Origin of the sequence: Lachnospira intestinalis (genome assembly GCF_040095895.1) — a bacterium.
Lineage (GTDB): Bacteria > Bacillota > Clostridia > Lachnospirales > Lachnospiraceae > Lachnospira > Lachnospira intestinalis.
Map to the genome: position 1 here is coordinate 119934 of NZ_JBBMFS010000006.1, position 22259 is coordinate 142192.

Below are 22259 nucleotides of genomic sequence, written 5' to 3' on the forward strand. Positions count from 1 at the left end.
TTTGCCGGGTGTTTTTTATTTGCGCAGGATATACGTACAAGCAGTCATATGCGTGAAACAGCGTTGCATTTTCAAGGTAAATATGATACAATTTAAACAGTATTTTGTTCCTGTACAGATACAGGAAACGACATTTTGCAGGGAAGGAACAAGGACAATGGATGCAAGACGGGCACAGGATATATTAAGACATATTATTAATGATGAAGATTACGGCGCAGCGATGTTAGATAAGATTTCAGTTACTGAAAGTATTGAAGTGCTGACCAAGATGCTGCCGGATTGTGTGGCAACGGCACAGAATGATAACAATATCAATGATGCGGGATTTTTCAGCCAGATGATTCATAACTACTATCCGCTGATACTGGATAAAATTAAGAATGCAGAGCATTTATGGGTGGTTTACAGTGACAACACCGGCTATCCGTACATGATTGACGGTGATTTGTTCGTATTATATGATTATGCAAATCATGCGGAGCTTGAAAAGAAACTTAATACAGCAGGGTATCAGGTGGCACTGGAAAGTGTGACACCTACAGATTTCCGAAATGAAGTGGCGCATATGTACCGCAACGGCTATGAAAAAATCCGCTTTACAGACGGAAAGGGCGAACCGTTTGTTGTTGCCAAGGAAGATTTATACAGCTTTGAGGATTTCTTCAATGAAGAATACATGACCAATCCGGGGCTGCAGCGTGCAATGATTGAATTTTTCCAGGAATTCCGTAAAAATACGGCAGCAGATGCAGGGCGTGAGGAGATTTTAAAGAAGCGTGAAGATGCGATGATCCGCACAATGGTACACGCAGAATATATGGTGCCTTGTATCAAAGAGGAAACAGAAGACATGGTTGAGATTTCACATCCGTTTATTGATTTGACAGACCGGATTCAGGATAAGGAAGAAGGCGAGCGTGTGATTGCCATTCCAGCATTCACGGACGGTTTTGAAATGGATAAGTGCTACGAAGGACATCATGAGAATATGCTTTATCAGTATGACGAACTGGTAAATCTCGTGGAAGAACTCGGCGCATCCGGTGTTATCATAAACTGTCTGGGTATCAGCTACTATATGAAGCTGGAACTGATGCACAAAATTAATATGTAGGATACTATGTGCCAGTGGCACATGTTTAGCACGGACCGAAGCAAAGCGTAGACGTGGGAGTGCGCAGCACGGAACAATCCGCAGGTATCCCAGTTAAGAACGTTCGTTCTACAATATTATAAAGAAAGCTGCCGCAGGCACATATTTCATTATAAATATGTGCCTGCGGCATTTTTTGTCTGACGGGGGATAAAACAGTCCTGTTTAACCGTCTTATTTTAAAAAGTCCTGACGCATCGGATTAAAGACATCGACCAGCTTGCCGTCTTCAAGGGCAGTAACACCGTGTTCGACGTTGGAAGGCATATAGACACTGTCGCCTTTTTTCACAACCTTGGTCTCCCCGCCGATTGTAAATTCGAAGCTGCCTTCTGCCACGTAAGTAATCTGCAAATGTTCATGGTGGTGGAAATTTCCTTTAGAGCCTTTTTTAAATGTAATTTCACACATCATCAGTTCGTCGGAATAACATAAAATTTTTCTGGTAACACCCGGTTCGCAGTCGGTCGGTGTTACATCTGCATTAAAACGAAACATACTTAACTCCATTCTGAGAACGCAAATTTGTCAGTAATCTGCGGCGTTCACGGCACAAATTACTATTACTTCAATGTACTACAAAATAAGTGGTTTGACAAGAGGATTGCGGGGTTATTATAATAAATGGGAAACACAAAAAAGCTATGCTGGCAGGCATTAAAATGCCTGTGGAATGGAGAATAATATGTATAAATTGTATTATATATGGCTGGTGCCCGCGGTATTTTGTCTGGTTTATTATGTCTGCTGCGTGGAATATGCGGGCTTTGCATCATCTTTTATTACGATATGGCCGGTAACGGCAGTCTTTTTTGCAGGGATTTTTGCGGTGCGTTATGCACAGAATAAAGGTATTCTTATACTTCCAATGTGGATAAATGTGCTGTCTGCGGCAGGTTTATTAATACTTATCAGCTCATTTTGTCTGGTTCAGGCATTAATAACCGTGCAGATGAAGCAGAAACCGGAACCGGATTGTGAATATCTGCTGATTTTAGGCTGCCGCGTGCGGGGACTCGAAATTACAAAATCACTCCGCTACAGACTTGATGCGGCACTGGCATATCTGGAACAGAATGAAAAACATAGCAAAGATAATACCCAAAACAAAACGATACGTATTATCGTATCGGGCGGTCAGGGACCGGGAGAGGATATATCCGAAGCACAGGCGATGAAAGACTATCTGTGCGCACATGGCATAGAAGCTTCACGGATTTTTATGGAAGCTCAGTCCACGGATACGGAAAAAAACATTGCCTATTCGGCACGTTTTATTCCGGATAAAAATGCGAAAATCGGGGTGGTTTCCAATGACTTTCATCTGCTCCGTGCCGGAATGCTTGTCCGTGCGAAGGGTTTTCACAATGTCAGCACGATTGCGGCGCGGTCAGATGAAGTATTGTTTTTAAATTACAGAGTACGCGAATATTTCGGTGTATTAAAAGATTTATTTGGTGTAAAATTCTTTCACTTTATCGGAGAATAACAGACCCTTTGTGTAGCCGTCATGGTATAAGGCTTTGATTTTCTCCTTGTCTTTTTCCAGACGTGAAAAGCCGTCGGTGTTATCCGGACGGATTACAATGACCTTCTTTTCCTTTTCAAGCTGTTCGAGCTTCTTTAAAGAACGGTTGTAGCAGTCAGCACGGGAAAGGAGGTCTTTCCCGAGTTCCGGATACTTCCAGAAAGCATGCGCCAGAGCCTTTGTGGTGGCGCCGGTTTTCTTTTTGTATCCCTTCTGGCGGGTTAAGACGACAACAACGCGGTCACAGCCGTCTGCGAAAGCCCGCTCATACGGAATCGAATCGCTTAATCCGCCGTCTAAGTACGGAGTATCATTTAAGTAAATATATGGGAAAAGGGCAGGGAGCGCACACGTTGCCTGAAGCAGCTTGTTGGTGCGGTCCTCGGTTGTATAGCGCATATATTCCGGTTTTCCGGTTAAAACATTGGTAACGACTGCGTAAAATTCGCCGCCCCACGCATTAAAGGTATCGTAGTCAAACGGAACCAGTTTATTCGGAATCGTGTCATAGGCAAATTCCAGTCCATAGACACTTCGGTTTGTCTTATCGGTCATATTGTGCATACTCATGTAGCGTTTATCGTCACGGTAATCTAAAAGAATCTGTAAATTTCTTCTTTTTTGTCTGGAAGCGTAGGAAACACCGTAGGCTGCACCGGCAGATACACCAATCATATAATCCGGCATAATATCCCGATCTAAAAATGCATCCATAACACCGCAGGAAAAAATTGTGCGGAATGCGCCGCCCTCAAATACAATTCCAGTTTTCATAATTGTCCTCATTTCTAAATGAATTTATTGTAATGTTTTTTGCCATCAGGCTGTAATTCCTGAAATTACAGTAACATTTTAGTACATTTGATGTGAAATTTCCATATGAAAATACAGATAAATATGATATGATGATGTAAAAGTTGAAAGAATGAGGAAACTATGACACAGGAGATAAGGACACGCCTGCTTTTGATGGCAGATGCACAGTACGGGAGTTTTTCCAAAAGTCTGATTCCTGAATGTAAGCCGCTGTTAGGTGTGCGGCTTCCGGCACTTAGAAAAATGGCGCAGGAATTTGTAAAAAATAAAGAATGGAAAGAACTCGTACAAACAGACGGCGCAGACGATGCTTATTTTGAAGAAGCCATGCTGCGCGGTATGCTGATCGGTTACGGCACGGCAAAAGAGCAGGACAATGAAGAAGCAATGCGGATGTTTGATAAATTTGTGCCGTTTGTTGATAACTGGTCGGTGTGCGACAGCTTTTGTAACAGCATGACAATTGTTTCGGCATACCGGGAAGAATGGTGGGAACATTTACAATCCTTTTTAGCTTCCCAAAAAGAATTTGAAGTGCGCCTGTCTTTGGTCTTATTGCTGTCGCAGTTTTTAAAATGGGACGATGCGGGCAGAAAAATCCCCCGCAGGCGCGTGATTACAGAGGCGGATATTATGCAGAATATTGCATGGAAATCAAAAAAACAGGCACAGAATGACAGCACGGAGGATTCAGGCAATCCATATCTGGAAAAAATTTTTCCAGTGCTTGACAGACCGTTTACACAGGGGTATTATGCACAAATGGCGGCGGCGTGGCTGACGGCGGAATGTTTTGTCATGTTTCCGGCACAGACCATGCGGTTTCTTATAAAATCCGGCATGGATGATTTTACATATAATAAGGCACTGTCTAAAATATGTGAATCCAGAAATCCGGCGCCGGAAGTAAAGGCACGGATAAAGAGCATGAAAAGATGATGTAAAAAGGAAATGGAGAAAAAGATGAGTACATCAACGACAAAAACAAAAGATATGGTAACAACGGCAATGTTTGTGGCAATTATTCTTGCAATGTCGTTTGTGCCGTATTTAGGCTATATCCCGCTGGGATTTATGAATGCAACAATTATTCACATTCCGGTAATTATCGGAGCGATACTGTTAGGACCGGCGCGCGGTGCATTTTTAGGCGGTATTTTCGGACTAACCAGCATGATTAACAACACATTTAACCCGAACCTGACTTCTTTCGTATTTTCACCGTTTTACAGCCTTGGAAATGTGCATGGAAATTTTAAGAGTCTGATGATCTGCTTTGTGCCGCGAATTCTGATTGGCGTTGTGGCATATTATGTATATACAGGGATTGTAAAGCTTGTAAAGAAGAAGAAAAACGACGGAAAAGGCAGTGCTGCTGCACTGGCGGCAGCCGGTGCGGCAGGAGCGCTTACGAATACACTGCTTGTTATGAACGGCATTTACTTTTTGTTTGGAAGCAGTTATGCCAATGCAAAGGGAATTGCCACAGATGCCCTGTACGGTGTGATTCTTGGTGTGATCGGAACACAGGGCGTACCGGAAGCGATTGTGGCGGCGGTGCTGACTGCGGCAATCGGAAAAGCACTGCTTCATATCAGACGGTAACAGAAATGTTAATATTTTAAGAAACAAAACAAAAGGAAAAGAAAATGAAAAGACAAAATCAAAAAGGCATGATTCTTGCGATTGATATGGGGAATACTAATATTGTAATCGGCTGTGTAGACGATGAAAAGATTTATTTTGAGGAACGGCTCTGCACGGATTATTCAAAGACGGAATTAGAGTATGCAATCGGTTTTAAGACTGTTTTGGAGTTATATAATATTGAAAGTGAACAGATTCACGGTGCAATCATTTCATCGGTCGTACCGCAGCTTGTAAACGTTATCAAGTCGGCAGTTGAAAAAATCATCGGCATTACGCCGTTAATTGTAGGACCGGGTGTGAAGACGGGATTGAATCTGTTAATGGACCAGCCAAAGCAGGTCGGTACGGATATGGTTGTAGATGCAGTTGCGGCTATTCACGAATATGGTGCACCGGTGCTGATTATTGATGTGGGAACGGCAACGACCATCAGTGCGGTTGACGACAAGAAAAATTATGTGGGAGGTGCGATTCTTCCGGGTATCCGCGTATCGGTGGATTCACTGGTATCCCGGACAGCACAGCTTCCGCGAATCAGTCTGGAAGCTCCAAAATCCGTGATTGGAAAGAATACGATTGCGTGTATGCAGAGCGGTGCGGTTTACGGGAATGCAAGCTGTATCGACGGCATGGTTGACAGAATCCGTGAAGAACTGTGCAAAATGACGGGTGCAGAACAGGAACAGGTCAAAGTCATTGCAACCGGCGGACTGGCAAGGGTGATCGTGCCATACTGCCACAATGAAATTATATTAGATGATAAACTGCTTTTAAAAGGTTTAAAAATCATTTACGATAAAAATGTGGAATAGGAGAGGACTATGTTAAAAGGGAAAAACGTACTGCTTGGCGTAACCGGCAGTATTGCAGCATATAAAATCGCAACACTTGCCAGCAGCTTAAAAAAGCTGGAATGTAATGTAGATGTCATGATGACACAGAATGCGACCAATTTCATCAATCCGATTACATTTGAATCCTTAACCGGTAATAAATGTGTTGTCGATACATTTGACAGAAATTTCCAGTTTCAGGTAGAGCATGTATCCCTTGCAAAAAAGGCGGATATTGTGATGATTGCACCGGCGAGTGCCAACGTGATTGGCAAGCTGGCATCGGGAATTGCAGATGATATGCTGACAACGACATTTATGGCGTGTACATGCAAAAAAATGGTCGTTCCGGCAATGAATACCAACATGTATTACAATCCGATTCTACAGGATAATATTGCAAAGTTAAGAAGGTTTGGCATCGAAGTGTTAGAACCGGCAAGCGGGTATCTTGCGTGCGGTGATACAGGTGCGGGAAAAATGCCGGAGCCGTCTGAACTGCTTGAATACATTTTACGCGATATTGCCCTGACAAAGGATATGAAAGGATACCGCGTGTGCATTACCGCAGGTCCGACACAGGAAGCGATTGACCCGGTGCGCTACATTTCCAACCATTCAACAGGAAAAATGGGATATGCGCTGGCGAAAAATGCGATGCTGCGCGGGGCAGAGGTGACACTGATTGCAGGTCCGACAAACCTTCCTGACGTGCCGTTTGTTAAAATGGTGCATATTACATCGGCACAGGATATGTATGAAGCGGTTACAGAGGCGGCAAAGGAATCAGACATTATTGTAAAAGCGGCAGCAGTTGCGGATTACAGACCGGCATCAGTCAGTGATGAAAAAATCAAGAAAAGCGACGGAGAGATGAGCATTGCCTTGGAGCGGACAAAGGATATTATCGGAACGCTCGGAGCGATGGAAAACAAACCGTTTTTGTGCGGATTTTCAATGGAAACGCAGAATGTACTGGAAAATTCCAGAAAGAAGCTGGAAAAGAAAAATCTGGATATGGTGATTGCCAACAATCTGAAAGTAGACGGTGCAGGATTTGGAACGGATACAAACGTGATTACGATGATTACAAAGACGGATTGTAAGGAATTTCCGAAAATGAGTAAATTTGAAGTGGCAGGCTGTATTTTTGATGCGATTATAAAGAATATGAAAGCACGGAGAACAGACGAAAAATAAAATATCAGGAAAAGGGGAGTTTATGAGCAAAAAAGCAAAATTACTTACAGGGGTGTTATCAGTGGCGGCAGTGCTGCTGGTTGCATTTGCCTATTATTATGTGGTGCTTCCGCCAATCAATATCCATGCACCGGGCTTCTGGATATTTGTCATTGTGCTGGCGGCGGTATTTACGGGTGTTGTCGGGCTTTGCAGTATGACAATGACAGAATACTACAAGGAATGGGCAGGCAGACAGTGGAAGCAGTCAAAGCCTGAATTTAAGAGCAAAAAGGCAGAACGTTTTTTCTATTTATGTGCGGTACTTACAGCGGCACTGGTTGTTATTTTTCTAATAGGCGGACTGCTGTCATCTGAAATTGTTAATGCTTCGGCTTACCAGAAACTGTTAAATGTGGAAACCAGAAGCTTTACCGATGATATTCATGAGGTGTCCTATGACCAGATTCCGGTGCTGGATAAAGATTCGGCAACGACCATAGGCAACCGTGTTATGGGAACAATGGTGGATATGGTTTCCCAGTTTGAAGTCAGCGATATGTATACACAGATTAACTATCAGAATAAGCCGGTGCGTGTGACACCGCTTCAGTACGGCAGCCTGATTAAATGGTTTACCAATCACAGTGATGGAATTCCTGCGTATATCCGTATTGATATGACGACACAGGAAGCGGAGTGCGTGCGTCTGGAGCAGAAAATCCGTTATTCGATGAGCGACCATTTTGGCAGAAACATTTACAGACATCTGAGGTTTGCGTATCCGACCTATATGTTTGATGACATCAGCTTTGAAATTGATGAGAGCGGTACACCTTATTGGATTTGTCCGGTGAAAAAATATAATATCGGACTGTTTGGCGGTGTGACGATTGGCAGGGTGGTGCTTTGTAATGCAGTCACCGGGGAAATGACGGATTATGCCGTGGAAGATGTTCCGCAGTGGGTAGACCGTGTGTATTCGGCAGATATGCTTATTTCGCTGTATGATTACCACGGTACGTTAAAGCACGGTTATTTTAACAGTGTGTTAAGCCAGAAGGATTGTCTGGTAACGACAGACGGCTATAATTATATTGCACTGGACGATGATGTGTGGGTGTATACAGGAATTACCTCAGTCGGACAGGATAAATCCAATGTGGGCTTTGTGCTGATGAACCAGCGGACAATGGAAACGCGCTATTATGTGATTTCCGGTGCAGAGGAAAATTCGGCGATGTCTTCGGCAGAGGGAAAGGTCCAGCATTTAGGATACAAGGCGACATTTCCACTGCTTATTAATGTGGGCGGACAGCCGACATATTTTATGGCATTAAAGGACAGCTCGGGACTGGTAAAATCTTATGCCATGCTTAATATTGAAAAATATCAGACGGTGGCAATCGGCGATTCAGTCAATGAGTGTGAGAAAAATTACCGTCAGCTGATGGTAGACAGCGGCATTGTAGATGAAGCTGAATCAGAAATGAAAAAGGAAAGCAGGCAGATAACCGGCAGAATCGAAAAAATGGTGCAGACGGTATTGGACGGCAATTCGCATTTTTATATACTCTTAGAGGGTCAGTCCCGTATCTTTGATGTGCCGTTATCGGATAATGCGGATATTGTACGGTACAATACAGGCGATACTGTTACATTTTCATATCATGAAAACGAGTCATTAAATGAAGTGACGAAGGTGGAAGCCGCACAGCAGACCGTGCAGTAAAGAGGAAAAATCAAAAAATTAGTGGAAAAGTGTCTTTTGTATGCAGGATTGTGTGTATAAAAGGCACTTTTTTAAAACAACTTAGAATTAAGGAGTAGTATATAAAGAATAAATAACACATATTTTAAATAATTAAACAAAATTTATAATAATAATTGCAATCTGAATAGAATTGTGATATTCTTCTAATAGAATATATTCTAAAAATAAAACCGCAAACAACGGTTGATTTCTAAAACTTGAAATTTTGATTAAGGTTTTATCCGCGTTTTAGGGATGAAATTTTGATTAGAACGGATAGTTTATCCCAAGTAGTATTTTCTATTGACATTTTTATGGGTTCATCTGTTTAATATCCCTTAAAATCCAAAAAGATTTAGAAAATTCATGAAAATCCTTGCCGGCAGTTCAAGTAGTCTATTATAATAAAAGAAAGGAAGAAAGCATGGTAAATACACCTTACGATGATGTGTTCCGTACCCTGTTAACGGATTGTACGGCACTGATTATACCGGTTGTAAATGAACTGTTTCACACAAGTTACACCGGAAAAGAAACAATACATCTGCTTCAAAACGAGCACTTTATAAAGCTGCCGGACGGCAGTGAACAGGAGCGCATTACGGATTCCAGCTTTGAAATCCTTGGTAGAGAAAGAAAGCGTTATCATGTTGAGTGCCAGAGCACGGAAGACGGAAGCATGATAGTACGTATGTTTGAGTATGATACACAGCTTGCATTGGAAAACAGAGAAGTTACAGCGGGTGCACTGGTAGTTCATTTTCCTGATTCCGCAATCGTAGCCCTGCGCCATACGAAAAATACGCCGGAGGTGATGACGGTAATGATACGCACACCGGGCGGGGAAGTATCGTATGCTGTTCCGGTATTAAAAGTCAGACAGTATACAGTAGAAGAAATCTTTGAGAAAAAGCTGTACTTTCTGATACCGTTTCATATTTTTGTTTATGAAAAGAGTTTTAAAGAACTGGAAGAAAACAGCGAAAAATTAGCGAAGCTGGAAGAGGAATATACAGCAATAGTAAACCGTCTGGAAGAAGACCGTAAGAACGGTGATTTAAACGAATACGAAAAGGTTACAATTCTTGAAATGTCAGATACAGTAATAAAACATCTGGCGGCAAAATATGAAAAGGTCAGGAAAGGAGTTGGAGAGAGTATGGGTGGAAAAGTATTAGAGTATGAAGCAAAGGATATATTAAACCGCGGTCGTGCCGAAGGACGAGATGAAGGACGTCGTGAGGGACGTGCCGAAGGCGAAATCACCGGAATGAAAAAAGCCAAAATGCAGTTAGCCGTAAAATTATTGCAGGCGGGGAACAGCGTTGCATATGTGGCAGACCTGACGGAACTGCCGGAAGAAACGGTGCAAAAGTTGTCGCAGGCAGTCGAGTGTGAAGATGAATAGGAAAAATAAAGCATTTTATCAAAGTAACAGGCGGCTTATCTGAAACAAAAAAGCCGCCTAACTCTTAAGTCTCTATTTTCCTAGTACCAAAGTAGGAATTTCGCAAAAACAGTCTGGAAAAATCTCATTTTAAACAATAAAATTTATCAATAAGACTTTTTTGTTGCACTTGCGCAACAAATTGGGAAAGCAGGAAATCAAAGGGATTGTTAAAGAAAACAGGTAAAAAATACCGTTGTTTGTTGCAGGTTTGCAACAAAAATGTCTGCTTGCCAAAAACAAATGTCTGTGGTACACTGCCACTGCAAACGAAAGATAGGCTTTGAAGCCTATTTTTTTAAGTGCCACAGTTAGACAAGACTAATGGAAGTTATCAAAACAAAACTATGCCATAAAACAAAAAACAAAACAAAGCATTAGTACATTCGTAAAATCAACAAGGCACGATAGAAACAAGTAAACAGGGACAAAGCAGAAAGGAAAGAAAAATGAGAAAGACCAGCTTTAAGTTATTATCTGCTTCATTAGCAGTCGCAATGACAATGAGCAGTATGCCGTACAATGTATTGGCGGCAAGCCCGGAGCAGACATTTGCACAGGCAGTACAGCAGGCACAGACAACAGAAGCGGACGGCTTTGAAACAGCCGCACCGGCAGAGGAAAATCTCGTAACAGCAGATGCAGAAAGCACAGAAAAAGTAACCTACACAGTTACACCGGGTATTTCATACGGAAAGGGAAGTATCAAATTAATCTCAGGTGTGACAGAAAGCACCGGTGATGATGGTGAAAAAGTATACACGGCTGAAAAAGACAGCACAATTACATTTGAAGCTGTACCGGAGGACGGCTGGGCATTAGATTCTGTTATGTACATGTCATCAAGCTTTACAACACCGGACTTAAAGATTACAAAGGTAGACGGCAAAGAGAACCAGTATACATGCACAATTCCTGACGATGCATATGCTTACGGCTCAGTAGGAACATTTATGATATATGTGCAGTTTGCACCGGTTCTGGAAGAAGGACAGTATGAGATAAAATCAACAGGCGAATATTTAAGTGTAGATAAGTATGGTGCAAAGCCGGGTGAAACCGTAAAGATTACATCAACAAGTGACAGTTCAACAAGAAATTATGTGCCGACTGTTGCAGATGAAGACGGAACCGGTATTGATACAACACTTGAAAGTACAGTGATTGATGAAGATAAGATTGTACAGGTATACACCTTTGTAATGCCGGAGAAAAAGGTTACAATCACAGAAAAGAGTAACCGTTATTGTGCAATTACATTAGAAACCAATGACGACAGTAAATTTGCAAGCCATGTAAGTTACAGCAGCCGACAGATGATGAGTGGTAATATGAATGTTGTAGCAGACAGCATTATCGATGGCAAGTATTATAAGCATACAGTAACAGTAACCGGTACACAGGGAAATACAACAGTAAAGCCGGGAGAATTATCATCACTTGCAAGCGGAAAAGCAACATATACCGTAGCAAAGAAATTCCCGGTAGCCGTTACTTTAAGAGTAGACTTCGTTGAAACAGATGCGTATAACATTACAAACCAGTCTGCAAATATTGAAGGTGCCGATTTTACCGTATCAAATGGTGAACTTGCGGCAGAAGGCGATACCGTAACATTACTGCTTTCCACAAATACAGCAGACGGATATTACTATGACGGTACAACACTGCCAAAGGTAACAGACGCAGACGGCAACGAAGTAACCGTAACAGCAGATGCAGGAAACACAACATCTTCTGCAAAGTTTACATTTACAATGCCTGAAAAGGGTGTCACAACAAGCTTTGATGGTTCTGCAATTACACAGAAAGAATTAAAGGCTGTTACCGTTGCAGATGAAGCAAAGTCTTATATTGCACTGGATAAAGCAGAAGCAAGAGAAGGTGAGAATGTCACAATTACTTTGACAGACGAAGCAAAAAAGGTTTTATTTATCAAAGTGATTAAGGAAGACGGCAGTGTCGAATATATAAGAAACTCTGCAACGAGCTTTACAATGCCGGCAGGCGCAGTGACAGTATCGGTAATTGCACCGGACAACTGGTTTGAAGAAGGACGTTATGATACAGATGTATATGCGGCAACATCAAGCACACTGATTGTTTCCGATGCGGCAGACCTTGCGGCTGTCGGTAAATTAATGCGTGATAATCCAAGCGCACTTACGGATAAAACCATTAATATTGTAAAAGATATTGATATGAGCGCATATACATGGGTGCCGATGACATATACAAATTACAATAATACAGTAACCTTTAACGGAAACGGACATACCATTAAGGAACTGAATGTAGAAGGCATGACAGGAACAACATCAAGTTCATGGGTATATTCAAGTGCATTTATCGCACAGATAGGCAGTTTCACAGATGTCACTATCAACGACCTGACATTTGAAGGAACACAAAAAGTCCATACCGTTGCAGGCACATTCTGCTATTTAGGTGGTATTGCTTATGGCGGCGGTTCTTACAACAAGGTCGTAAACAATATGAATGTGACCATTGACGGTGCGACAGGCGGTACGGTATTGCATTACCCTATTACAAATAGTGCAACACAAATTGTAAACGGTGCGGTAACCGGCAAGACAACACTGGAAAATGTAAATTTAACCGGATATTATTCATATTATGGACTTTCAGACAGAGCAGTCAACAGCTATGATATTTCAGAGATTACCATGGGTGAAAATGCAAATCCGGCAAATGTATCTTATTACGGTGTGGACTCTACTTTACAGGCAAAAGATAAGACTGCAAACTGCTACACAGGTACAACATTAAATAATTTCCCTGAAAATGCCCAAATTTACGGAATTGCAAAGACTGTTACAGGAGAGAATCTGGATTCTCTTAATCAGAACTTTACATACATCACACCGGTAACAGCCGAGGGTTATGAAAATGACAACTTAATGTCTGTTGACAGCACAACCAACAAGGTCGGCAGGATTGCACTGGTTACATACTTAAACAGCTGGGTTGATGAGAACCAGACAGAGGATAACAAGTATTGCAAGTGGGAAACAGACAAGACAACAGGCAGACCGGTATTAAAGGCAGCCGAAGAAACGGTTGTTTCACAGAAATATGCAATCACTTCAAACGTAACAGGCAGTGAATACGGCGAAACAACCGTTGACGAAGAAGCCGCAGAAGGCAGTAAGGTAACTGTATACACAGCACCGAAGTCATTCTGCAAAGTAAAGAGCATTTCCGTAGAAACAGCAGACGGAAAGAAAGTTGACGTAACAGACAACGGTGACGGAAGCTACAGCTTCACAATGCCGAAGTCCGCAGTAACCGTAAGCACAGAGTATGCACAAGACTCTTATGTAATTACAACAGAAACCAACGGCGAAGGTACAGTCAGCGTATTAACGGCTGAAACAAAGTCTTCCGATAAGGCAAAATCAGGCGAAACCGTAACCGTTACCGTAACACCGGACCGCTTAAAGTATTACACAATGGACAGTGTAACCGTAACAACGGCAAGCGGCAAGACGGTTGAAGCCACAACAACGCAGGCAATTAACGGAACAAATGCCCATGAGTATACATTTACCATGCCGGAAGAAGCTGTAACGGTTATGGCAAACTTCAAAGACGTCAGCAGCTACTACAACGAAGACGGTTCTTTAAAAGAGGGTACATACAAAATGCAGGCAGTATTCGGCAGTACCTATTACATTGACACCGACAAAATCGAAGGTGCAATGGGCTATGAAGAACAGTACACAGACATAACCGTAAGCGTTGATGCAGAAGGCAATGTAACCGTAGACGATTATGAAATGCCGGGTGTAAAAAGCCCGATTGGATACGCAGGCGGCGGTGAACTCTGGATTAAGTCCACACCGACACCGGATGCTAATGATAACGGCAAGATTAAGGGTGCAGATGATGCAGGCGTTGCAGAATCCAGCGACTATGCCGAAAAGTATGAAAACTATACAAAGGTATACACCATTTCACCAACCGTTACAAAGACCGGTAAGATTAATCCGTCAACCAACGTAAAGACAGAAAACACAGGCGATTTCTACTTTACAAAGGTTATGCAGGGAAGTAAGCAGGTCGGCGGCTTCTATAACAGTGAAAATGTAGAATCCGTTACATTGGATAAACTCGCTTCATCAACAAGCAGTAAGGTAGCACCGTTTAACCTGACATTCTCCGGTATCAATTACATTAAAAACGATGCGGACTATGCAAACCAGAATGTGTTATTTACAACATACATCACAGAAATGGCTTACATTTCAGAAGTATTGTTCCGTATGGACTTCTCAACGATTGAAAAAGTCGGTGATACAGACCAGGGAGAAGAAACAACACAGGCATTAGATGTATCTGTTTATACAGCGTGCGAACCGGGTGCCACAAAGACACCGCCTGCAAACATTGATGCAATCAAGAGTGCAACACTGGTAACAAAGACAGACGGAAGCAGACAGCTCGTATTTGACTTAGGCGAAACAATCGTATTCGGCTTACACGGACATATGGGAAGCCTTCGTGTATACAATGCAGACAGCATGGAAAATGCATTTAAGGCAATCTCAAAGAATGATACAAGCGGCTTAAAGTCAGCAATTTACAGCGATTGGTATACAGACAAGATTAATTCCGAAGCAGACAGCGTGGCATATGATAAGACACCTGTAGAAGTAACAGACAGCAGAGGATATGTATACTACACAACAGACGGAACAGAATTTACAGCGACATCCACAACAACAGACCTTGAAAATGCGCTCGTATATCCGGGTAAGGCAGTTGTAGATGTACCGGACTATTTCGACCTGACAGACAACAATGAAATTTATCTGACAGGCTTTATCGACGGTATGTCAAAGGATACGAACTTAAAGTTAAAGCTGACAGCAAAAAATGAAGACAACACACCGGTTGTAAAGACAGGTACAGCCCATATTTCACAGTTCGGTGAATATGATGTTACTGTCAACGTAACAGTTACAGATGATGTTATCACAGACATTGAAGTAACAGGTGCAAATTTTGCGGGAACTTATGCTGAAACCAATAAGATGATGCTTGAAAAGGCAGTCAACGGCTTAAAGGGCAGCTACATCAATAAGTCCGCAACCGATGTAAAGGAAATCACAGGTGTTGATGCGGTTTCAGGCGCAACGTATTCATCCAATGCAATCCGCGATGCGATTTTAAATGCACTCGAACTAAAGCAGGAAGAAGAAGTCATTAACCTTCCGACAGAAAAGCTTGCAGAAGGCGAATACAGCGTAGACATTGCATACTACACAGATAAAGTAAAGCACAGTCTTGTGGAAAATGACAAGACAAAGGCAAAGATTGTCGTTGATAAAGACGGCAGCATGACACTCGTAACAGACATTATTAACGGAACATCAAAAGAACCGTTATATATCTATGGCTTCAACGGCTACTATGAAGGCAATGATACTTCTAAGAGCTTAAAGGAAGCTGCGGTCGAAATGAATGACATTCAGTACAGCGATGATGTATTCGGTGAAGATGAAAAGGTTGTAACAAAGGTTTCCTTCCCGTTAGAAGGTGATTTTGCGGCAATCTACAACACCAATGCAGATATCTATGTACCGGCAATGAAGAATTTAAACGGCTTCGTTTCAGGCATTGACTTCAAGCAGGGACGTTTCAGCGCAGACTGCTTCGTAAAGGTTTACTGGGACAGCTTAACAAAGACATCATCTGATAATAATAAGTCCGATGATACAACAAAGGAAACAACTTTCGGTTCAGCAAAGACCACTCTGACAGCAGGTACTTATTCAATCCCTGCAAGCTTAAAGAATGCCGGAAATGTTTCACAGGATTCTATGGCGGCAGGCTGCATTAAGAGTGCACAGATGACTGTTGCGGCAGACGGAACAGCAGCTGTAACCGTAGATTTACAGTCCGTATCCTTTGCGGGACTGACAGCTTACGCAAGCAACTGGAAGATTTATCAGGGAACGTCAGCAGATGGTAAGACTGTAGATGCACAGTACACAACAGACGAAGAAGGCAGAGTGACACAGATTACATTTACACTGCCGGACAACAGCTATGACGGTGTTTATGTCAACATGTTTGTCGATGCGATGAATTACAGCCCGGATGCTTATCTGGCACTGGATTATGCAAATGCGGTAAAGACAGCAGAACCGGACCCGGCACCAACACCGGACCCGGTAGTACCGGACCCAGACCCGACACCGGAACCGACTCCGACTCCTGATCCGACACCGGATCCGGAACCGACACCAACTCCGACACCGGACCCTTCTGACAATAAAATTGCTGACGGTAACTACTATGTACCGATTGCATTGTGGAATGCGGTATCCGATAAGGCTTCTATGGGTAATGCGGCATTTGAAAAGAACAGCAGTGCTTTAATCACCGTAAAGGATGGCAAGGTTGTAAAAGTTCAGATTGCCATGAATCCGGTAACCGTAACATCAATCTACAGCGCCGTTACGGCATTTGAGGTAGATGGCGTAACTGTTACAATAGACAAGACAGAAAAGATTACAACTTCCGCAGGAAATGAAGTCGATGCAATCAGACTGGTAACATTTGAACTTCCTGAAGGTGCACAGCCTTCCGTTGCAGATATTACTTATGCAGATGTAAGCTTTAAAGTACCGGATACACCAATGGGCGACACCATGATGAGTGCGAGATTAAGATTCGACTGGTCAGCACTGACAGCAACAAGCGATACTTCTCTTGTACCGGCAGAAGACCAGACAGAAGAAAAGTCACCGGCAGTTGATGTGACGGATGAAAAGACAGGCATTCATGTATCAGCCGCAGAAGGTGTCCTTCCGGAAGGCTCTGAGTTAAAGGTAACAAAGGTCAGTGCAGGAACAGAATATACAAAGGCGGCAAATGCACTTGTAGATGTCGGCAGCAGCTTTGAACTGTATGAAGTTCATTTTGAAAAGGACGGACAGGAAGTTGAGCCAGACGGCAGTGTTGTTGTGAAGTATCTCATTCCGGCAGGCATGAATGCAGACAACGTTGTTTTATACCGTATCAATGATGACGGTTCAAAGACCCTCATTAAGGGCAGTGTGGAAAACGGCTATTATGTTGTGACAACAAAGGGCTTCAGTTATTACGCACTTGTTGAAAAGGCATCAACAGATAACGGCAATAAAAATAATAACAACATTGATAACAATGGTAACAACAGTGGTAATAATAACAGCGGCAATGCAGGCACAACCGACAACGGTTCGGCAGCAGGCGGTAATTCAAATACGGCAGGCGGCTCAGCCAATACGGCAGACAACAGCAACAGCGGCGTAAAGACAGCGGATTCTTCCGCAATGGGCATGTGGGCAGCAGCATTCTTTGCTTCCTTAAGTGCTGCAGGTCTTGCAATCTTTAAAAGAAAGAAAAGACCGGAAGAAAAAGAAGACTAAGCTGTAAAAAAGACAAAACAACGGCATCCGTTCCGAAAAGGGGCGGGTGCCTGTTTGTCACATATAAAAATGAAAGCAGGAGTACAGACATGGAACAGAAATTTAAAATGCAGATTCAGCGGCTTGTAAAGCATGCAGCGGCAGTATTGACGGCAGTCACCGTGGGCATTTTATCGGCGGCGGCAGTATTTTCACAAAACAGTAATCCGGTATATGGAGCAGAAAACGGCATTTATCTTGCCGGTGCAAATCCAAGCTATCGTAATCCGTCCACCGGTGCGATTGAAGATTCCGGCGGAGAGGGTTCGGCGGTTCTGGGACAGTCCATGACAGAGAGCGCGACTTACGGCAGGGCACTTATCGAGGTAGACCCGGCGGGAAACACTTATGCCACAATCCGTATGCAGTTAATGGACAATATCGAAAATCCGCAGTTTCAGGTAGATGGAAGTCCGGTATCCGCAACGTTAATGCAGGAGGATTACTCAAGCAATACCGCAGATTACAGATTCCGCATCAACAGTGAAAATTCGGTTGTACGTGTAAATATGTACGTAACTGCCATGGGTCGTGATATTATTTACTATATTACATTTTCGGGACTGAGTGAAGGCGCAGGCGACTTTATTACCAGTGTGACCGTTGAAGAAAAGGGCGGCAGTGCCGGTCCGGACAGCGCAGAGGGTGGCAGTGAAGAAAGCAACCCGGGAGAAAGCGGTTCAGGAGAGCGCGGTGTAAGTGCGCAGGCTGAAAATACCGAACCAGGCACGGACAGCTTATCGGGTGAAACCGGTGTGTCAGCCGGAACAGACGGCAGTCAGGAAAATGCCGGAACACAGAGCATAGAGCAGGCAGAGGGTGAAAGTGCAGAAAGTACGACAGAAGCCGGACAGACTACATCAGCAGAAGCAAATGCCGTACAGGCAAAGACTGCAGAAAACACACAGACGAAAAATGCCGGAATTCAGGAATATGATGCGGCAGGAAAACAGGTCAATGCAGAAGCGCAGGAGAGCAAAAAAAACAGCAGCACCGGCATTTTTATCGGAATGGGTGTTGTAATTGCCATTGTTGTGACAGGTGCGGCATGGTACATGCTTATGTATCGTAAAAAGAAAAACTAAAGGAGCAGACAAATGAAACGACAGGTAAAAAAGATTGTTCAAAAAGGACTTTGTATGCTGCTTGCAGGCATCGCCGTACTAACCGCCTCAGTTTCACTGACAGCCTGCGTAGACCAGCACCCGGATTCCACAGAGGGACAATCACAGGCAGACAGTGTGCGTCTTGTGGCAACGTCACCGGCAGCTGCACAGATTTGTGACAAATTGGAATTAGATTTAGTGGGCGTATGCCAGACCTCCGGTACACTGCCGGAGCGGTATAAGGACGTTACACAGGTCGGAACGGCAATGTCGCCGGATATGGAGATTTTAAAATCTTTATCGCCGGATTATGTGCTGTCCCCGAACAGCCTGCAAAGCGATTTACAGCCGAAATATGCGGCAATCCAGGTGAAATCCCTGTTTTTAAATTTAAAAAGTGTATCCGGCATGTATGCTTCAATTGCAGATCTCGGTGAAAAATTTAACAGACAACAGCAGGCACAGGCAATGGTAGACGAATTTAACACATTTATGCAGGAATACAAAAATAAAAATGCAGGAAAAGAAGCCCCGAAGGTTCTGATTCTGATGGGATTGCCGGGTTCTTATATCGTGGCAACCGAAAACAGCTATGTCGGCAGCCTTGTGGAAATGGCAGGCGGACAGAATGTATACGCAGGTACTGATGAAGAATTTTTAAGTGCTAACACAGAGGATATCAAAACGAAAGAACCCGATGTGATTTTACGGGCATCCCATGCAATGCCCGAGCAGGTACAGCAGATGTTTGCCGATGAATTTGAAAAAAACGACATCTGGAAGCATTTTGCGGCAGTACAAAACGGCAGGGTGTACGATCTGGATTCGTCCCTGTTCGGCATGAGTGCAAATTTTTCATATCAGCAGGCACTCGAAGCATTACAGCCGATGTTGTATAACAACTAAAATTCTGTAGTTTTTCATAAAATAAAAAATAATCGGTTGCTTATCTTTTTTTTGTAGTGTACAATAATAAAGACACAGTACATATTTAATAAGGAGAAAAGCCGTGGATATTATAGTAAAGTATATTGATGAATTGTTGGAAAAAAGCACGCCGGAAGCGCCGATGTGGAATATTGAAAAGCTCAAGCAGGGCTTAAAGTCTAAGTGGAATTACATTGACGGTTGTATGATTAAAGCCGTACTTGAGATGTATGCCATTTCAAAGGACGAGAAATATTTAAAGTTTGCAGACGATTTCATTGATTATCGTGTAGCAGAAGACGGAACAATTGACGGATACAGCATTGGTGAAAAGAATATTGACAATGTCAATGCCGGCAAGACTTTATTTGAATTATATGATATCACCGGAAAAGAAAAATATAGAAAGGCAATCGACCTTGTATATTCTCAGATTGCTATTATGCCTCGCTGTGAATCCGGCAACTTCTGGCACAAGGATATTTATCCGAATCAGGTATGGCTGGACGGAATGTATATGGGACAGCCGTTTTACATGGAGTATGAAACAAGATTTAACGACCGAAAGAATTATGATGATATTTTCTCACAGTTTAAATTCGTTATTGAAAACATGAAAAATCCGCTCAACGGTCTGTACTATCATGCAATCGACACATCAAAGCAGATGTTCTGGTGTGACAAGGTCACAGGTCTTTCACAGAATATCTGGCTGAGAGCAATCGGCTGGTACTCTATGGCACTGTTAGATACACTTGATAAGGTGGACAACTCTGACCACAAGTATGACAAAGAGTGCAGGATGTTACAGGATGCATATGTAGATTTAATGAATGCGATGATCCGTTATCAGGACGAAAGCGGTATGTGGTATCAGGTTGTCAACTTCGGCGGCATGGAACGCAACTATCTTGAAACAAGCGGAAGTTCTATCATGGCATATTCCCTGTTAAAGGGTGTACGTCTTGGCTTCCTGCCTGAAAGCTACCGTGCATACGGTGAGAAAGCCATTGACGGTATCTGCAAGCGCTATTTAAAAGAAAAGAACGGAGAAATGTCACTTGGTGGTATTTGTCTGGTTGCCGGACTTGGCGGTAAAGACAATCGTCCGGGTACATATGATTATTATATGTCAGAACCGGTTGTAGAAGATGATGCAAAGGGTGTCGGACCATTTTTACTTGCCTATACAGAATTATTACGTTACAAGAAAAATTAGTAAAAAGATACGAGGGAGTCTGACAAAAGCAGGCTTCCTTGTTTTTTCATGCCGCAGAGCCAAATCTGACATTTGGCTCGCGATTCCTCCGGCATTAAAATGCCTGCGGGATGGAGAATAGTGCGAAAAATCACACGGATGTGCTGATTTTTCACATAGATGTTTGCTTTGGAGCGAAAGCAAACACCTATGATGGCGGATGAGAAATCGCCTGCGCGAATTTCTCATCGCTGCTTCGCAACAAAGTCGCTCAGAAACGAGGATTAAGATGAAACCGTATATTACGAAAAAAGAAGTAGAAGAAATACAAGGGAAGGATGCACGGACACAGCGCTTTTTGACGGCAGAAAACGGCTGCCTTGGCGGTTGTACTTCCGGGACAACGGTTTATGCCGGCTATGAGTTTAGTGCGCATCCGGGCGTGCATGAAGACCAGGAGGGCTTTTATGTGCTTGAGGGTGAGGGCTATGCCAGACTTGGTGATCTGGAGTTTCCAATTGAAGCAGGTGATTCATTTATTGCACTTCCGGGTGTGCCGCATACGATTAAGACAAAACCGGGCTGTCAGCCTGTCAAGGTATTTTGGTTTCACAGTGCAGTCTGATGCGGACTGCTGCTGATAAAGGAGTGTGTTTGTTTGAACAATGAGGAATTGGAAGAAAAAAAGAAATGGTTTTTTAAAGAAAATATCCGACTGGAAGAACTACGGAAAAATCTGGAGCAGCAGCAGGGAAAGCTAGAGGAAGAAGAGCAGGTTGTGGAGATTCAGAAGCAGATGCTGGAAAAGCAGAAACGCAGTCTGGATTTGCTAAGAAAGCAGTTAGATAATCAGAAGCATCTGTTTGACCAGCAGTGGCAGATTCTGGAACGGGAAACCAGACAGCTTGCTATTGACCGCGAAAAATTTAAGCGCGACAAGCTGATGTACCGCGATGAGGTGTACCGTGAGGCCAGAAGAAAGTTTGCCATGGTACAGAATATCAGTCATAGCGGTGTAAATCTCTTCTTTAAAGGTGTTGACAGCAGTGCAGCATTAAAAAAGCGCTATAAGGCATTGTTAAAAATTTATCACCCGGACAATGCGGGCGGTGATAAAGAAGTGTTACAGGCAATCAGCGCAGAATATGAAACATTAAGCAGGAATATTGAATAAGATAAGAAAAT

General features: G+C 43.0%; 16 protein-coding genes. 14 read left to right on the forward strand and 2 right to left on the reverse strand.

The annotated features are described in order from the left end of the window. The first annotated feature begins 82 nt into the window (after positions 1-82). Entirely contained in the window at positions 83-1117 is a 1035-nt protein-coding gene (locus WMO37_RS08695; protein WP_349154808.1) for an SseB family protein, read from the forward strand. A gap of 213 nt (positions 1118-1330) precedes the next feature. Here WMO37_RS08695 and WMO37_RS08700 read toward each other — a convergent pair whose 3' ends face one another. Next, positions 1331-1654 carry a cupin domain-containing protein gene (locus WMO37_RS08700; RefSeq protein ID WP_022432994.1) on the reverse strand — a complete coding sequence of 108 codons (324 nt, stop codon included), beginning with the start codon at positions 1652-1654 and terminating at the stop codon, positions 1331-1333. Between the two features lie 187 nt (positions 1655-1841). On the opposite strand from WMO37_RS08700, the gene WMO37_RS08705 reads away from it, so the two are divergent. After that, positions 1842-2645 (forward strand): YdcF family protein, encoded by an 804-nt coding sequence (locus WMO37_RS08705; protein ID WP_349154809.1) that lies wholly within the window; start codon positions 1842-1844, stop codon positions 2643-2645. On the opposite strand, the gene WMO37_RS08710 is transcribed toward WMO37_RS08705, so the two are convergent. After that, a complete protein-coding gene (locus WMO37_RS08710) occupies positions 2607-3458 on the reverse strand; it encodes a patatin-like phospholipase family protein (protein ID WP_022432992.1) in 852 nt (283 codons plus the stop codon). The two genes, WMO37_RS08705 and WMO37_RS08710, sit on opposite strands and share 39 nt — an antisense overlap. Positions 3459-3620: 162 nt before the next feature. On the opposite strand from WMO37_RS08710, the gene WMO37_RS08715 reads away from it, so the two are divergent. The 12 genes from WMO37_RS08715 (at position 3621) to WMO37_RS08770 (ending at position 22248) form a co-directional block, all read left to right on the forward strand. Continuing rightward, the gene (locus WMO37_RS08715; RefSeq protein ID WP_349154810.1) at positions 3621-4439 is read left to right on the forward strand and encodes a DNA alkylation repair protein; all 819 of its coding nucleotides are present in this window, start codon (positions 3621-3623) and stop codon (positions 4437-4439) included. Between the two features lie 12 nt (positions 4440-4451). Then, positions 4452-5105 (forward strand): ECF transporter S component, encoded by a 654-nt coding sequence (locus WMO37_RS08720; protein WP_349154811.1) that lies wholly within the window; start codon positions 4452-4454, stop codon positions 5103-5105. A gap of 68 nt (positions 5106-5173) precedes the next feature. After that, positions 5174-5962 (forward strand): type III pantothenate kinase, encoded by a 789-nt coding sequence (locus tag WMO37_RS08725; protein ID WP_227089428.1) that lies wholly within the window; start codon positions 5174-5176, stop codon positions 5960-5962. A 9-nt stretch (positions 5963-5971) separates the two neighbouring features. Next, positions 5972-7183 carry a bifunctional phosphopantothenoylcysteine decarboxylase/phosphopantothenate--cysteine ligase CoaBC gene (coaBC, locus tag WMO37_RS08730; protein WP_349154812.1) on the forward strand — a complete coding sequence of 404 codons (1212 nt, stop codon included), beginning with the start codon at positions 5972-5974 and terminating at the stop codon, positions 7181-7183. A gap of 22 nt (positions 7184-7205) precedes the next feature. Next, the gene (locus WMO37_RS08735) at positions 7206-8894 is read left to right on the forward strand and encodes a CvpA family protein (RefSeq protein ID WP_349154813.1); all 1689 of its coding nucleotides are present in this window, start codon (positions 7206-7208) and stop codon (positions 8892-8894) included. Positions 8895-9339: 445 nt separating this feature from the next. Continuing rightward, positions 9340-10323: an RpnC/YadD family protein gene (locus WMO37_RS08740; protein WP_349154814.1), complete on the forward strand. Its 984-nt coding sequence runs from the start codon at positions 9340-9342 to the stop codon at positions 10321-10323. Positions 10324-10811: 488 nt separating this feature from the next. Continuing rightward, positions 10812-17804, forward strand: a complete 6993-nt coding sequence (locus WMO37_RS08745) for an FMN-binding protein (RefSeq protein ID WP_349154815.1) — start codon at positions 10812-10814, stop codon at positions 17802-17804. 89 nt (positions 17805-17893) lie between these two features. Continuing rightward, a complete protein-coding gene (locus tag WMO37_RS08750; protein WP_349154816.1) occupies positions 17894-18928 on the forward strand; it encodes a heme-binding Shp domain-containing protein in 1035 nt (344 codons plus the stop codon). 12 nt (positions 18929-18940) lie between these two features. After that, entirely contained in the window at positions 18941-19855 is a 915-nt protein-coding gene (gene isdE / locus WMO37_RS08755; RefSeq protein WP_349154817.1) for a heme ABC transporter substrate-binding protein IsdE, read from the forward strand. 103 nt (positions 19856-19958) lie between these two features. Continuing rightward, a complete protein-coding gene (locus WMO37_RS08760; protein WP_022432983.1) occupies positions 19959-21095 on the forward strand; it encodes a glycoside hydrolase family 88/105 protein in 1137 nt (378 codons plus the stop codon). Positions 21096-21363: 268 nt separating this feature from the next. Continuing rightward, positions 21364-21699, forward strand: a complete 336-nt coding sequence (locus tag WMO37_RS08765) for a cupin domain-containing protein (RefSeq protein WP_349154818.1) — start codon at positions 21364-21366, stop codon at positions 21697-21699. Positions 21700-21732: 33 nt separating this feature from the next. Beyond that, entirely contained in the window at positions 21733-22248 is a 516-nt protein-coding gene (locus WMO37_RS08770; protein ID WP_349154819.1) for a hypothetical protein, read from the forward strand. Positions 22249-22259: the final 11 nt, after the last annotated feature.